Source organism: Dialister sp., assembly GCF_051885895.1.
Lineage (GTDB): Bacteria > Bacillota > Negativicutes > Veillonellales > Dialisteraceae > Dialister.
Genome location: NZ_JBJEXP010000027.1, coordinates 1 through 14,083 on the forward strand (window position 1 = coordinate 1; position 14,083 = coordinate 14,083).

The 14,083-nt window shown below is 51.4% G+C and carries 16 protein-coding genes; 1 reads left to right on the top strand and 15 read right to left on the bottom strand.

Annotated elements, in window-relative coordinates; genetic code table 11:
* Positions 1-31 precede the first annotated feature (31 nt).
* From ACI4N7_RS02090 to ACI4N7_RS02160, 15 genes are all read right to left on the bottom strand, one after another.
* Entirely contained in the window at positions 32-469 is a 438-nt protein-coding gene (locus tag ACI4N7_RS02090; RefSeq protein WP_439731713.1) for a carboxymuconolactone decarboxylase family protein, read from the bottom strand.
* A complete protein-coding gene (locus ACI4N7_RS02095) occupies positions 466-891 on the bottom strand; it encodes a cupin domain-containing protein (RefSeq protein WP_439731714.1) in 426 nt (141 codons plus the stop codon). The genes ACI4N7_RS02090 and ACI4N7_RS02095 overlap by 4 nt, the downstream gene beginning before the upstream one ends.
* Before the next feature lie 25 nt (positions 892-916).
* A complete protein-coding gene (locus tag ACI4N7_RS02100; RefSeq protein ID WP_439731715.1) occupies positions 917-1,513 on the bottom strand; it encodes a flavodoxin in 597 nt (198 codons plus the stop codon).
* Between the two features lie 133 nt (positions 1,514-1,646).
* Positions 1,647-2,651, bottom strand: a complete 1,005-nt coding sequence (locus ACI4N7_RS02105; RefSeq protein WP_439731716.1) for an aldo/keto reductase — start codon at positions 2,649-2,651, stop codon at positions 1,647-1,649.
* Between the two features lie 17 nt (positions 2,652-2,668).
* Positions 2,669-3,163 (bottom strand): flavodoxin family protein, encoded by a 495-nt coding sequence (locus ACI4N7_RS02110; protein ID WP_439731717.1) that lies wholly within the window; start codon positions 3,161-3,163, stop codon positions 2,669-2,671.
* A gap of 22 nt (positions 3,164-3,185) precedes the next feature.
* Positions 3,186-3,446 (bottom strand): hypothetical protein, encoded by a 261-nt coding sequence (locus tag ACI4N7_RS02115; protein WP_439731718.1) that lies wholly within the window; start codon positions 3,444-3,446, stop codon positions 3,186-3,188.
* Between the two features lie 143 nt (positions 3,447-3,589).
* Positions 3,590-4,804, bottom strand: a complete 1,215-nt coding sequence (locus ACI4N7_RS02120) for an MFS transporter (RefSeq protein ID WP_439731719.1) — start codon at positions 4,802-4,804, stop codon at positions 3,590-3,592.
* A gap of 74 nt (positions 4,805-4,878) precedes the next feature.
* Positions 4,879-5,760, bottom strand: a complete 882-nt coding sequence (locus ACI4N7_RS02125) for a LysR family transcriptional regulator (protein WP_439731720.1) — start codon at positions 5,758-5,760, stop codon at positions 4,879-4,881.
* 86 nt (positions 5,761-5,846) lie between these two features.
* Positions 5,847-7,166 carry an SGNH/GDSL hydrolase family protein gene (locus ACI4N7_RS02130; RefSeq protein WP_439731721.1) on the bottom strand — a complete coding sequence of 440 codons (1,320 nt, stop codon included), beginning with the start codon at positions 7,164-7,166 and terminating at the stop codon, positions 5,847-5,849.
* 327 nt (positions 7,167-7,493) lie between these two features.
* Positions 7,494-8,702, bottom strand: a complete 1,209-nt coding sequence (locus ACI4N7_RS02135) for an MFS transporter (RefSeq protein WP_439731722.1) — start codon at positions 8,700-8,702, stop codon at positions 7,494-7,496.
* A gap of 27 nt (positions 8,703-8,729) precedes the next feature.
* On the bottom strand, positions 8,730-9,218 hold the full coding sequence (locus tag ACI4N7_RS02140; RefSeq protein WP_439731723.1) for a cyclophilin-like fold protein: 489 nt from the start codon (positions 9,216-9,218) through the stop codon (positions 8,730-8,732).
* Positions 9,212-9,754, bottom strand: a complete 543-nt coding sequence (locus ACI4N7_RS02145; protein WP_439731724.1) for a flavodoxin family protein — start codon at positions 9,752-9,754, stop codon at positions 9,212-9,214. Before ACI4N7_RS02145 ends, ACI4N7_RS02140 begins: the two co-directional genes overlap by 7 nt.
* Positions 9,755-9,764: 10 nt before the next feature.
* Complete coding sequence (locus tag ACI4N7_RS02150; protein WP_439731725.1) at positions 9,765-10,868, bottom strand: alpha/beta hydrolase; 1,104 nt, start codon at positions 10,866-10,868, stop codon at positions 9,765-9,767.
* A gap of 21 nt (positions 10,869-10,889) precedes the next feature.
* Entirely contained in the window at positions 10,890-11,795 is a 906-nt protein-coding gene (locus ACI4N7_RS02155) for an alpha/beta hydrolase (protein WP_439731726.1), read from the bottom strand.
* The gene (locus ACI4N7_RS02160; protein ID WP_439731727.1) at positions 11,792-12,958 is read right to left on the bottom strand and encodes an alpha/beta hydrolase; all 1,167 of its coding nucleotides are present in this window, start codon (positions 12,956-12,958) and stop codon (positions 11,792-11,794) included. The genes ACI4N7_RS02155 and ACI4N7_RS02160 overlap by 4 nt, the downstream gene beginning before the upstream one ends.
* A gap of 337 nt (positions 12,959-13,295) precedes the next feature.
* Between ACI4N7_RS02160 and ACI4N7_RS02165 the strand changes: the two genes are divergently transcribed.
* The coding region (locus tag ACI4N7_RS02165) for a LysR family transcriptional regulator (RefSeq protein WP_439731728.1) at positions 13,296-14,083 on the top strand (788 nt) is incomplete at its 3' end.

Below are 14,083 nucleotides of genomic sequence, written 5' to 3' on the forward strand. Positions count from 1 at the left end.
CTGCCGTTCTTTTTTGATGTCCCTCACATCATCAGTCTTTGACCTCATATACTTCCTTCACCATGCGGAATGCGGCCCAGGCTTTGGGCCAGCCGGCGTAGAAAGCGGTCTGGGTAATGGTATCAGCCATTTCTTCCAGGGTGACGCCGTTATTCTTGGCGTTCTGGATATGGTATTTCAGGGAAGAGTCGGTCATCCCCTGGCTCACCAGGGCAACTACCGTAATCATGCAGCGCTGCTTCACAGAAAGAGCGTCCTGCTTATTCCATACTTCTCCAAAAAGAATATCATCATTATAGCGGGCAAAGTCCGGAGCTGTTTTTCCAAGGACATCTCTGCCTGCAGTCTGTACGATTTTCTTCGTCATCGGTTTGTCTCCTTCAGGTGCTTCTGCAAAAGCCTCTACCCCCGTTCCCAGAAACATGAGGACAGCGGCAGCGGTAAGAAGCGCTTTTTTTGTCAATGTCATAATTTTTCAAATTCCTTTTCGTCTACTGCTTCCAGCCATTCGTTGGATACACCTTCTCCTTCCTTGGAGAGAGAAATGTGCTGGAAATTGCATCCCGGAGCAGCACCGTGCCAATGTTTGACTTCCGGCGGAATGGTAACGACTTCGCCGGGATGAAGAACCTGGGGTTCCTTACCTTCATACTGCAGATATCCTTTGCCGGACTCTACAATAAGCACCTGGCTGGTGCCGTGATGAATGTGCCAGTGGGTATGGGCTCCGTTTTCAAAGGTTACATTGTACACGGGAATATCCTTGTCTTTCGACAGGTTGATCAGCCAGCTTTTACCGGTGAAATATTTGGCAAAACCGTCGTTGGGGCTGCCCACTTCCATAACTGCGCCTTTCCCTTCCAAAGATTTCTTAATTTCTTCTGCGTTCATTGATAACTCACCTTTCCTATCTTTTTTACTTTTTAATAGAATGAATCCAGTTCAGTACATCATCGGTCTTGCCGCCGCCGGTAAAGCATTCTCCCGGAAGCCAGGTTCCGGTCTTTGCCGCCCGGGCCAGGTTATCCCCGCTGTCTCCCAGAGGACTGCTGTAGGACGTGGCAAAAGGAATCACCGTCTTGCCGTCAAAATTGTGATGCTCCGTAAAGGTGTATACGATGGCCGGAGCTTCGCCCCACCAGATAGGATAGCCCAGGTACACCACCTTGTAATCATTCCAGTTCTCCACATCTCCCGTGTATTCCGGGCGGATGGAGCTGTCCTTATGTTCCCTGGAAACACGGCTGCTGCTGTTATTGTAGTCCAGATCCGCTTCGGTATAGGGGACCTTCGGCGTAATGGCATAAAGATCACTGCCGCTTTCCTTGGCAATGGTTTCAGCTGCCCGCTTTGTATTGCCGGTGGCTGAATAATACACCACAATGGACTTTCCTTCCGGTGCTGCAGGAGCACTTGCACTTCCTGCTGCATTCCCGGCAGATGCCCCTCCGCAGGCACTCAGGGTCAGCGCAGCGGCAACAGACATGATTCCCATAGCTGCTTTCTTCCACATAGTAAACCTCCTCTTATAATCCATATTTCCAGAACCTTTTCTTTATTGTAGAAAGGTAAAGCTGACTTCAGTCAATACTGCATTTATAAAAATAAACTGATATTTGTAACGGCAGGCTGCCTTTTTCCTGTTTTCATGATTTCACATCCAGCAGAACCACGCCGGGAGCGGGATTATGGCTTACTGCTCCTACCACAGGATGCGGAACGTAAGGTTCTTCCAGATATGCTATATCCTCTGCCGACAGATGAACGGCCAAAGCGCCTGCAGCTTCATCCACATACCGGGCTTTGGTCGCGCCGATAATCGGAGATGCCACGCCTTTGGCCCATTCCCAGGCAATGGCGATCTGCTGCATTTTAACGCCGTATTTTTCTGCCAGTTCATGGACACGGGCCACGATTTTCATATCTTCTTTTTCCATTCTGTCATATTTTCCCATGGCCACCCGGTCGGTACGGCTGCGCAGGGAATCGGCATTCCACTGAGGTCTGGTCAAATGGCCTGCCGCCAGCGGACTGTAAGGCATGAGAGATACATGCATCTGACGGCAGATGGGGATCAGTTCCCGTTCATCCTCCCGGTACAGCAGGTTATAATGATTTTCCATGGCGGAAAAAGGAGTCCATCCATGCTTTTCAGCAGCCAGCTGCATGTTCATAAACTGATAGCCGTACATGGCAGAGGCTCCCAGGGCTCTCACTTTCCCCGCCTTCACCAGTTCATGAAGCGCTTCCATGGTTTCTTCCACCGGTGTTTCATAATCAAACCGATGAATGATATACAAATCCAGATAGTCTGTTCCCAGACGCTGCAGCGTACCGTCGATTTCTCGCATGATTGCCTTTTTCGACAGCCTGCCTTCATTGAAGTAAACCTTGGACGCAATGACCACCTTGTCCCGGGAAGCATATTTTTTCAGTGCCTTTCCCAGATATTCCTCTGAGGTTCCCTGACTGTAGCAGTTGGCCGTATCAAAGAAATTGATGCCCAGCTCCAGGGCATGACGGATGATTTCACCGCTTTTTTCTTCATCCAGGGTCCACTGGTGCATGGTGCCTGCTTTTCCGAAGCTCATGCATCCCAAACAGATTTTGGAAACCCGGATGTCCGTATTCCCCAGTGTGGTATATTCCATAAAACCGCTCCTTCCTTTCAGGAAATATGTGCCATGTCAGCTGCCCAGGAACGGATTTCCTCGGAGGAAGTCACCTGCCGGGCGCCGGAAAAGCGGATGGCCAGCCCTTTTCCTTCCGTTTCGGCTCCTCTCTTTTCCGCCAGAGCCGCCATATGGGACGGTCCCTTTCCCGGCCAGCCTTCATGGGTAGTAAAGAAAGCCATTTTCTTTCCGGAAAATTCTGCTTTGGCCAGAAGAGTATGCATAGCAGGAGCCATGGTGTACCACCAGGTAGGACTTCCTGCAAAAATCAGGGTATAGGAGGATAGATCCGGCACTTCTGCCAGGCGGGGCATGAAGCCCTTTTCTACTTCATCCTGTCCTTTTTCTACCAGCTCTTCATAATCGGCAGGATAGGCACGGGCTGTTCTGATCGGTATCAGATCACCGCCCACAACAGCCTGGATCTGTTCAGCTGCTTTCTTTGTATGACCGCTTAAGGAATAATACAGAATTCCGATTTTTTCTTTCATATACATTCTCCTTCACCATTGATTACCGGCAGGCTGCCTGATGACTGTCCGCCGGTTTCGCCTTCTCAGGCTTGACTTCTTTGCTTTTTCCGATTTCCTCATCGGTATAGGAAATCGGCTGCAGTTCCTTATCTGCCTTTTTATCTTTCCCGATTTCTTTATCGGTGTAAGAAATGGGCAGAAGTTCTGCATCTGCTGCCGCACAGACCACGTAATGCTCGCTTATATCCCCCAGCCCGATCAGGAGCAGGAACAGCGCCAGTATGATTTTTGCTTTCATCATTTCCTCCTTCTTCCCATTTCGTAAATTCATTCATCGTGGATATATTCATTATAGAAACAGGGACTATTCATATCCAATACTTGGTTTAAATGGATTTTTATGCCTCAAAAGCATGAAAGTCCACTTTTCTGCCGGCATTTTCCTTAAGATCCGCACGGACTGCTGCCATTCCTTTCCGCCATACCATGCTGAAGCCGGACTGCCAGGCAGCCGGCCAGGCAGAAAGCGCCGGCGGAGAAAAGAAAGGCTCCCTCATATCCGAAAAACATGGTCATAAAACCGGAGCACAGAGGACCGGCTCCGTTGCTCAAAGAAAACAGAGGCGATAAGGCCCCAAAGACCCGGCACCGTTCTTCATGGGGAACAGATTTGGCAATCATGGTATTCACCGAAGGAGCGGTCATGCCCATGCCCAGTCCTGTAAGACCCCAGCACCCCAGATAGAAAAGAAAAGAGTCACTCTCCCTCTGCAGGCAGAAGGTAAGGGAGATGAAAAAGGCTGCTTCCCCCAGCACCAGTGCCGGCGTAAAACGTTTAAGAATCTTTCCGGACAGAAAAGAGGAAAGAGCGCTTCCCATACCGCAGAGAAACAGGACGAATCCCGAAAGGACTGCTGCATTTCCATCACTGACTCCTTCCATTTCTCTGATATACAGCGGCAGCACCGGTCCCATGGCTGTAATGCCCATATTGCATAAAGCCTGGATTCCTGCCAGCCTGCGCAGAGAAGGTATCCGCAGAAAACAAAGAAGATTTCTGGCAGTAAAATGATTTCTTCCTGCTCCGCCGGAGTAGCGGATGGATGGAAATCGAAGTCCGACCAGCAGAAAACAGAAAAATGGAATCAGAGATAAAAGGAGAAATCCGTGGCGGGTTCCTGCATAATCCACCAGGCCTCCTCCAGCCAGCGGCCCCAGAATCACACCGGTAACCAGAGCGGCCTGAAAGTATCCCATCTTTTCAGAAATCCATTCCTCCCTGATGTACATGGAAATAGCAGACAGTAATATCGGTTCTATGCTCCCCGCCATGCCCTGCACCAGCCGGAAGGCCAGAATCTGCCAGCCTTTTTCTGCCAGTGAAACCGCTGCCAGCGACAGCGAAAGGCACAGCAGAATAATGGCTGTCACCGCCTTCGGCCCCCATCGGCAGGCCTTGAGGGACCAGAAGGGACCAAAAAAGGCAGCTGCCAGAGGGGCCGCTCCGGCAGCCAGTCCGGCCCAGAGCATGACTGTGCCGTCAGAACCATAGAGCTCTGTAATATACAAAGGAAGGAATGACATGACACCTGCCGCAGATATGGATGCCCCTGCTGCTGCAGCACAGACCGGTAATAAAAAAGATTTTTGTCTTCCCATGGCTGACTCTCTGTCACTTTCTGACGACCTGCTTACTGCCAAAAACAGTAATGCTCATGCCCTGCTCTGTCTGTTTATTCCTGCAGCTCCCCTTTTATGAAGCGGATAAATTCATTCACTGCCGGGGTATGGGGCACATCCCGCTTCCACGCTGCAGCAGTCTGTATCCGGCGTTCCGGATACAGGGGAATGAACTTCAGTTTACTCCTGTCATACAGGGGCACCGCCCCTTCTGTGGTAATGGAGCAGAGCCCCGTGACTGCCGCAAAGAGTCCCGCATTGGCTCCCAGTGTGACTTCAAGGGACAGGGTTATATCCTCTGCAGCATCTCCCAGCCAGCTCAGAATTTCTCCGTTCAGCTTCTTTCTTCCCGGAAGAATAATCGATCTGCCCCGCAGATCATCAGGAGAGACCCTTGTCTTTTCCGCCAGCTCATCATCGGTTTTCACATAAACACCCCAGCGGGCGTCCGGTCCTATGGGCACATAGTCATAGGCTTCCGTATCAAAGGGCCGTACCAGGATGGCTGCGTCAATAAGGCCGTGATCCATGCGGTCATGGATTTCATCAGTAACAGCGGTGAAATACCGAAAATGCACCAGAGGATGCTGTTTCTGGAATGCATAGATAAGGGAGGCGAAGCGGGATGCCACCAGAAGCTCTCCGCCGCCTACGGTAACCGTACCTTCCAGTTTTTTATGGCTGGCAGCCAGCTCCTCCTCTGTCTTTTCCATGAGCTCCACCATTTCCTCCGCTCTCCGCCGTAGGAGATGGCCTTCTTCCGTGAGGATAAGGCGTCTGCTTTCCCGGTCAAAGAGACGGACTCCCGTTTCTTCTTCCAGTTCCGCTATCTGGCGTGAGAGGGTAGGCTGGGTGATATGAAGGCTTTCTGCGGCTCTGGTCATATTCCCCAGCCTGGCCACCATCAGAAAATATTTCAATACACGAAATTCCATAGCTGCTCCTTTATTTCCGGGCAAGTGCTGATCCAATCATCACATTACCAGCACTTGCCCATTCTCCCTTACGGGATAACCACAATTTACCAGGTTCCATTCTTCCAGGCCTCATTGATGACATCAGCCATTTCCTTTTTGACCTGCCAGTCTCCATGGAGACCGTCTACAGCCAGGGAAGCGGGCATGACATCCATATCTTTAAAGGGACCTGCCGTATCGATATGTTTCCTGCTCCTGATGAAATCATTGACCTTTCGGAAGGATTCCTGCCAGTGATCATCGGTAGGCTCCCGGAACGCTTTTTCAATGGAAGCGGGATTGATGGGCGGAAGTGTCAGAAAGACAGGCGTTATGCCGTGGGCATAGCACTTTCTTTCCAGTGCTTCCAGATCCTGAATGACTTCCTCTGCCGGAATGCCGGCGCGAAGGCTGTTGGTGCCGCCCATGATAAGCAGGGTGCGCAGATGGAAAGGCACTACATCCCTGTCAAACCGATCCACCATCATGGCACTGGTATCGCCGCTCTGGGAAAGATTGACCACCGGGAAGGACAGGTAGGACTCATAGCTGTAAGCCCTGTCCGCTGGACTGAAGGAAAGCCGGCCACCGCCGTGACTGATGCTGTCACCAAAGACGCCGGTGGTCCAGACACTGTCATCCAGGTGCCGTTTCTGGGGAAGGCTCCAGATGCCTACGGGATGGCCTTCCCTGTCCAGACCCCGCACTCTCCAGTAATAGGTGCCCTTCCGCGAAGAGGGATCGTATAAATCGGTGAGTGTGGTGGTGCCGGCATACACGCGGTAGCGGGAAGGCCGGAAATCATCAGGATTTTCCGGATAGCGGCTGGTTACTTCCACTTCGTAGGAGTCTGCCCCGGGAATCCCTATATACGCATACACAGGATAGAGGAGTGCGCTGCCCTGGCTGTTTTCATCGTAGGGTCGGGGGATGGGCGCATCCCGATCCACAATCTGCAGAGACTGCTTCAGCTGTCTGGGTTCCGAAAAGCTGCCCAGCGGATTTCCGTCCAAATCGAAGGGGCGGATTCTCCAGTAAAGCTTTTCATTTCCTGCAGCGCCCTGGGGCAGAGAAGATGCGGAAATCACCGTGCCCGGCACATAAAGCCGGGGAATCCGGTATACCGTTTTTTCGGAAGGTGTATTTTTATCCCAGGCGCCTTCGTCTTCTGCAATTTCCAGCTCATAGCCTACGGCATCGGGATTTTCCTTCCAGGAGAGGAAAAAGAGGCCTGTGTCTGCTGCAGGAGTCTGTCCCCGGAGTTCGGCTGCCACGGTTCCATCAGGCTCCTGCCCATACTGGAAGACCGGCCTTGCGGCATGCATCATGAAGGGAATCACTGTCAGAAGAATCCCTGCCGCCAGACATATCTTTAACTTTCTCATCATTTTCTCCTTTTCTACGGAAAATACGGATTCATCAGCTGAATCAGATTTCTTCAGCCTTTCTGTCTGTATTATACGTGGAGCGCTTTTAAATATCTAATAGCTATAAAAAATGATTTCTCATGCTCTGCAGGCATGAATTTCTTTGACTCTCTATGTACAGAATATCTGAAAATAAGGCAGGAGAGAATTCTCATTTTATCACTCACTTTAAACCTCAAGGTTTTCTCTTCTTTGTGTATTTATCCGCTTCGGAGCATAATAAAGCCTCCGTACCAGGGGCTTAAAAGATACGGAGGCTTTAAAAATCATGCCGGAAGCACTCTGTCAGGAGCTGCCTTTTTCCAGGGTTTCCTCTTTCCGTGACACACCGAGAACCGCACGGCCGGATACGAGATGCACACCGGTCCGAAGAAAAATGAAGACAGCAGATAGGAGCGCGAAGAAGATTCCCGATAGGGGTACAGATACCATACCGGCGGAGGCTATGAGCCATCCGGAGAGAGAGGTTCCCAGCATGGTACCCAGATTAGCTGCTGTCAGGAAAAGGCCGCTGGCAAAACTTTCTGCTCCCGGCATGGCGGTGGCAATCCAGTACTGGTTCATATTGGCATTCACACCGCCCATGATACCCCAGAGGGCTGTCAGAATTACTACTGCTGCGGGCGCTTTGGCAAAAAGCATGAGCAGTATATAAAGCAGGGTCAGAAAGAAGGGATACAGGACGACTCCCTTTTCACCAAAGCGGATAAGCACAGAGCCGGACAGATAGCTGCCCTCTATATTGGCAATGCCGAAGAGAAAAAGAATCAGCCCTGCTGCTCCGGGAGAAAACAGTGACACATCCGTCAGATATCCAGCCATATAGCTGAATACGCCAAAGACAGCGCCGTTCATGCCCAGAACTGCGGCTATGGATTTCCAGAGAAGCGGTGTCTTCAGCAGGGCCAGCTGACTTCCCAGAGACATCCTGCCCTTTGGCGGCATGGATGGTACAAAGAGCTGCACTGCCGCAAAGGCCAGGGCGGTCACCAGGGTAAAGAAGAGAAAGGCCGCCGAAACGCCAAAGGTATCTGCCAGAAGATGGGCCACAGGCACTCCCACCACCATGCCGGAAGAAGTTCCGATCATCACCTTCCCCACCGCATCCGGCGCCTGGAAGGGTTCCACCGATTCTGCCGCTGCCGAAAAAGCAAAGGCGCAGAAGAGAGGATGGAAGAAGGCGGGAACAACGCGGGCTGCCAGAAGAACGGGAAAACTGTCTGCCGCTGCAGCAATACCGTTTCCGGCCGTAAAAACCGCCAGCACGGCCAGCATGATTTTCTTCTTTTCAAACCGGGAGAACAGCAGCGGCATCACCGGCCCGGACAGGGCTACTGCCAGTGCAAAAAGGCTGACCAGCAGACCTGCTTCCGCCAGAGATACACCATAGGCATCGGGTATGTAAGGAATCATGCCGATCATTCCCATTTCCGTATTCAGAACTCCAAATACGCCTATGGCCAGTGCCGCTGTCAATAAACCATGAGCTGTCATACATGCCTCCCTGCTGATGATATTTTTCTATTTCTGCCAGTGAATATCCACATTCCCGCTTCCCAGAGCTTCCTCCAGCCCTTCCGGATTCTCTATATGTCCCAGCGGGGTATAGCGGTAGGAAGTGGGGAAATCCTTATAGAAAACGACTACGTAGGAGGAATCATAGAGCATAATGTCCCCTTTATGGATTTCTCCTACCGCTTTGTCTCTGGAAGGAAACTGTTCTGAAAAGCGGTAAAATTTTTCATTTCCATTCAGCTCTTTCATGGAAAGAGTGACCGGCAGCTTCCCTGCCAGGGCTGCCACAGACGGATTATTTTCCATAACCGCTTTATACTGCCGTCCTCCTGCTGTCAGTGTCATGACAGAAGTACTGTTCTGCTGCATCATTTCACCTTGTCCTGTTTCCCGGGCTTCAACGGGAGCCGATGCCGCCGGCATCTCACTGCCGCAGCCCGGCAGCAGGAGAAGAGAAGAAAGAAGCGGCAGGCAGATCCAAAATTTTTTCAACATGTTTTCCCCATTTCATAGGCCTCTTTTAATACATCCTCCCGATGGGAAATATCCCCTTCGTCAGTGACACCGCCGGCAAAGATACTTCCTGCGAAGCGGGCATCGCTGAAGCAGTCGATCCAGCCCTGGAGTCCTGCCTCCGCATGCTCTGAAGTATGAATATTTTCTTCTGCCCCGGAAGTAAACAGATAGACATCACGGAAAGCATAGGAAGAAACATAAAGCGGATTGACGCGATCGAGAAAGGTTTTCAGAAGTCCGCTCATCTCGTAGTAATAAATAGGCGTAGTTAACGCCAGCACATCCGCTTCCTTCAGAAGAGCAAGGATCGGCTCCATGTCATCCCGAATGACGCACTTTCCTGTCTGCTGACAGGAAAGGCAGCCACGGCAGAAGTGGATGGTTTTTTCTGCCAGCCTCAGCTTACGCACTTCATGACCCGCTTCCCGGGCTCCCCGGATAAAGGCATCTCCCAGTTTTTCTGAATTGCTGCCCTTGCGGAAGCTGGCGCAGCATACCAGAATCTTTTTACTCATAAAAGACACCTCATCCCAGCCACTGACGGAAGAAAGAGGTCAGCTTATCAAAGGGGATGAGATCCGTACGGTCATAGAGATCCACATGACCGGCGCCGGGGATGATATACAGTTCTTTTGGTTCCCTGGCTCGGCGGTAAGCATCTTCCGAAAATTCCAGGGAATGGGCTTCTGATCCCGCAATGAAAAGCAGAGGTCTTGGGGAAATGGTATCAATATCCTCAAAAGGATAGAAATTCATGAACTTGACATTGCTGGTCAGGGTAGGATGGGTGGTATGAGCAGGATCTTCACCGGGTGTGGTGTAAGAGCCTCTCTGTGTACGGTAGAAATCATAGAATTCCCGCTGCACCGGATCTGTATCCTTCGTCAGTTCATGGGTAGTGCCGCTGGTGTATTCCCTGTTTCCGCCTTCAAATTCCTTATACCGCTGTTCAGCCGCTTTCTTGAGAATAGCTTTTCGTTCATCCAGAGACAGGCTGCGCTTCAGGCCGTTCCTGTTGGCACTGCCCATATCATACATGCTCACTGTGGCAATGGCCTTGATCCGGGGATCAATTTTGGCTGCGCTGATGGCAAAGCTGCCGCTGCCGCAGATACCGATTACGCCGATCTTTTCACGGTCTACAAAATCCCTGGTGCCAAGATAGTCCACAGCGGCACTGAAATCTTCCGCATAGGTATCGGGATTCACGCTGTTTCTCGGCGTGCCGCCGCTTTCGCCCCAGTAGGAAAGGTCAATAGCCAGTGTTACAAATCCCTTTTCCGCCATTTTCTGGGCATACATGGAAGCACTCTGTTCCTTAACCGCTCCCATGGGATGGCCTACAATGACAGCCGGCAGCTTTTCTCCCGCCTTGATGGTTTTCGGCAGATACAGATTGCCCGCCACTTTCATGTCATAAAGGTTATCAAAGAAAACCTTTCTGGCAGTCACATCCCTGCTCTGATAAAAATTATCCGCGCCGCGGGAGGAATCTCCTGCTGCCAGTGTCCTGTCCGGCTGAGCAGCCGTATAGGGACGTTCGTAGGATGTATCAGCAGCAAAAGCTGTGAGGCCGCCAAATGCCAGGGCTGCACCCAGAGCAGCCGGAATGATCAATTTTTTTAACATAGATATCCTTCTTTCTTTACTTTATATCTGTGGCAGGAAATGAAGATCATCCAGGAAACGGACAACATCCTTCACCGCTGCTGTCTTTGCTTTTTCTTCAGGAAACATGTGGCCTGTGCCATGCAGGATTTTCAGCCGGGCATCCGGATACCGTCTGGCTGCCTCATAGGCATAGTAGGGCGGTACATCCCGGTCTTCATCCCCCTGCAGGATGAGCACCGGTTTATGAAAGCCCGGTGTGCCTTCGTAAGGATCCAGATTCCAGGCATCTTCCACATATTTCTTTCCCACAGGAATCCATCCGTTATAGTTCACTTCTGCCGGCACCTCCGACAGCGATTCATAATGCTTGTGCAGTTCATCGTGGATAACAAATGCCGGATAGATGAGCACCAGCCCTTCCAGCTCCGATGCATGACGCCCGGCAGTCAGGGACGCCACAAGACCTCCCTGGCTGGCGCCGATGATGACGATATGGTTCCTGTCCACTTCCGGCCAGTTTTCCGCTGTTTTCAGCACCTTTTCCAGATCCGACACCTCCGTCAGTACCGACATATCCCTGGTCGTTCCGCTGCTCCGGCTTTTCAGGCCGCCGCCCCGGTAGTCAAAGGTATATACCAGGACGCCTCGTTCCGAAAGGGCTTTGGCATAGATTTCTCCGGTCTCATGGGTACAGCCCAGTTCATGGGAGAAAATAACCAGCGGCTTTTTGCCGGCACCTGTTTCCGGGATAAAGAGTTTTCCATAAATCCGGTCATTTCCGTTCATTACCCAGCGGTCTTCCGTATGTACCGGAGCCTTTACACATTCTGTCAATCCGTTTTTCCATCCCGCTTCATCCCAATGGGTGGTATCTGCCAGGGCACTGCCTCCGACAGACAGGGCTGCTGCAAAGGCAAGAGCTGCCGCCATGACTGATGGCTTCATGCTCGACCTCCTTCCAGCGCCCGGTCAAAGAAAGCTTCCAGCCGGTCGAAGGGAATCTTATCCATCTGATCGTAAAGATCTGTATGGGTGGCGCCGGGAACAACGATCATTTCCTTCGGCTCCCCGGCAGCCCGGTAAAGCTCTTCCGAGAAATAGCGGGAATGTGCCTTATCCCCTGTAATAATGAGAAGGGGACGGGGTGACAGCTCAGCCACATGCTCTGTCAGAGGAAATTCAAAGAATCCATAGGGTGTCCTGGCATCAAAAGCGGTGGTGGAATTAATGGAGCGGGGATGATAGGCCCGTTCCTTGTAATAATGGAAAAATTCGGCAGTGACAGGATCTGTATGGCTGTCAATGGCATCAGGCAGTCCCTGGCCGTCATAACGGGGATTTCCCCTGCTGTCCAAAGCCACCTCATGGTTTGCAGGAATGGGCGTACCCGTTTCCGCTTCTTTCCAGCGCAGGTCTCCCAGGTAATTCTTCACCTTTTCCCGTTCTTCCGGCGTGTAATACATGCCCTGGTAATGGTCACGGATGCTTTCGGACATATTGTACATAGCCGATACCGCCACCGCCTTCACCCGGGTATCATTGACCGCTGCCGTCACTGCCGGGCCGGACAGTCCGCAGATACCGATGACCCCGATTTTACTGCGGTCCACAAACTTCAGGGAGCCCACAAAATCCACAGCGGCGCTGAAGTCTTCCGTATACACTTCCGGGGAGCCCATATTTCTGACAGAGCCGCCGCTTTCTCCGGTAAAGGAGGGATCAAAAGCCACTGCCACATAGCCGTGTTTTGCCATTTCCTGGGCATAAAGGCCGGAAGACTGTTCCTTCACCGCACCGAAAGGTCCGCTCAGCACCACTGCCTTGTACTGCCTGCTTTTATCAAACTGTGCCGGCAGGTACATGTGGCCAGCCACTTCAATGCCGAAACGGTTCTGAAAACGTACATTCTTGACTTCAATGGAAGGATCCACCTTGAATACCCGGGTGTCTTCCTCCTTGGTTAAATCGGAAATCGACGCTGACTTCATAGAAACCAAGGGTGCCAGCTCCCGGGCATCATAAGCCCAGGCTCTGGATACCAGCCCTCCCCCTATAGCCATAAAACAGGATACAGCCAAAAGAGCGGCTGCTTTTTTCCATCTTTTCATCATAGAACCTCCTCAAGCTTCAACCATAACCGGAACCTGTCCGGCTCTCTCCGTAAAAAAGCGTTGATTCAACAGATATCAAATTTCATCTCTTGATTTTAGTGCAGTGCAGACATCCTGCTAACGCATAGACTCTGCCGATCAAAAGGACTTACACTAATGCATGGGACCAAAACACCCATGAAATTCAATCCGGTAAATGAATCTTTGTTTCCTCAGCTGTATGTATCTTAGCAGGGTTCTTAAAAGATTGAAAATTGTTATAATTTATGGCTTTGCATAAGCGCAAAGCATGATAAAATACATAAAGAAGCACTTTTCTGAAGGAGGAATGACTATGGAAATCCGAGTACTGAAATACTTTCTGGAAACTGCCCGGCAGGAAAATATCACAAGAGCCGCCGAAGAACTGCATATTACCCAGCCTGCTCTTTCGAGGCAGCTCCATGAACTGGAAGAAGAACTGGGCACCTCCCTTTTCAACCGCGGAAAAAAGAGAACCACCCTCACTGACAGCGGCCGCCGCCTTCGGAGGCGGGCCGAGGAAATCATTACCCTCAGCGACAAAACCAAAGCGGAATTTCTTGCCCCTACCGCTTCTCTGTCCGGTGACATTTACATAGGCGCTGCAGAAACGGAAGGCGTACGCCCCCTTGCCCGGGCATTCCGCAGGATGCTGGCTGCATCTCCGGATCTTCGTCTTCATGTATACAGCGGTAATGCAGAAAAAGTCAGCGACCTTCTGGACAAGGGCATCCTGGACTTCGGGCTTCTGTGCAATCCTCCCCATCTCCGCCGCTATGCCTATATCAAGCTCAACCATAAAGACACCTGGGGCATCCTCATGAAAAAGGACTCTCCCCTGGCCGTCCATGCCTTTATTTCCAGAGAAGACCTTCTCCATGCGCCCCTCATCATCTCCAAGCAGTCTTTGGACAATGGAGAATTCAATCACTGGTTCCGCAGGGACATGAAGGAGCTTTCCATTATCGGCACTTACAACCTGCTCTTCAATGCATCTCTCATGGCGGAAGAAGGACTGGGCTATGTGCTGTGCATTGATGAAATCATCCATCTTTCCGAAGACGGGCCCCTGACCTTCCGTCCCCTGAAGCCGGCTGTCAC

Coding starts and splice junctions, on each gene's coding strand:
- ACI4N7_RS02155 (WP_439731726.1), bottom strand. CDS start 11,795: ATGAAGCCATCAGTCATGGCGGCAGCTCTTGCCTTTGCAGCAGCCCTG.
- ACI4N7_RS02150 (WP_439731725.1), bottom strand. CDS start 10,868: ATGTTAAAAAAATTGATCATTCCGGCTGCTCTGGGTGCAGCCCTGGCA.
- ACI4N7_RS02135 (WP_439731722.1), bottom strand. CDS start 8,702: ATGACAGCTCATGGTTTATTGACAGCGGCACTGGCCATAGGCGTATTT.
- ACI4N7_RS02110 (WP_439731717.1), bottom strand. CDS start 3,163: ATGAAAGAAAAAATCGGAATTCTGTATTATTCCTTAAGCGGTCATACA.
- ACI4N7_RS02090 (WP_439731713.1), bottom strand. CDS start 469: ATGACATTGACAAAAAAAGCGCTTCTTACCGCTGCCGCTGTCCTCATG.
- ACI4N7_RS02140 (WP_439731723.1), bottom strand. CDS start 9,218: ATGTTGAAAAAATTTTGGATCTGCCTGCCGCTTCTTTCTTCTCTTCTC.
- ACI4N7_RS02095 (WP_439731714.1), bottom strand. CDS start 891: ATGAACGCAGAAGAAATTAAGAAATCTTTGGAAGGGAAAGGCGCAGTT.
- ACI4N7_RS02115 (WP_439731718.1), bottom strand. CDS start 3,446: ATGATGAAAGCAAAAATCATACTGGCGCTGTTCCTGCTCCTGATCGGG.
- ACI4N7_RS02125 (WP_439731720.1), bottom strand. CDS start 5,760: ATGGAATTTCGTGTATTGAAATATTTTCTGATGGTGGCCAGGCTGGGG.
- ACI4N7_RS02105 (WP_439731716.1), bottom strand. CDS start 2,651: ATGGAATATACCACACTGGGGAATACGGACATCCGGGTTTCCAAAATC.
- ACI4N7_RS02145 (WP_439731724.1), bottom strand. CDS start 9,754: ATGAGTAAAAAGATTCTGGTATGCTGCGCCAGCTTCCGCAAGGGCAGC.
- ACI4N7_RS02130 (WP_439731721.1), bottom strand. CDS start 7,166: ATGAGAAAGTTAAAGATATGTCTGGCGGCAGGGATTCTTCTGACAGTG.
- ACI4N7_RS02120 (WP_439731719.1), bottom strand. CDS start 4,804: ATGGGAAGACAAAAATCTTTTTTATTACCGGTCTGTGCTGCAGCAGCA.
- ACI4N7_RS02160 (WP_439731727.1), bottom strand. CDS start 12,958: ATGAAAAGATGGAAAAAAGCAGCCGCTCTTTTGGCTGTATCCTGTTTT.
- ACI4N7_RS02100 (WP_439731715.1), bottom strand. CDS start 1,513: ATGTGGAAGAAAGCAGCTATGGGAATCATGTCTGTTGCCGCTGCGCTG.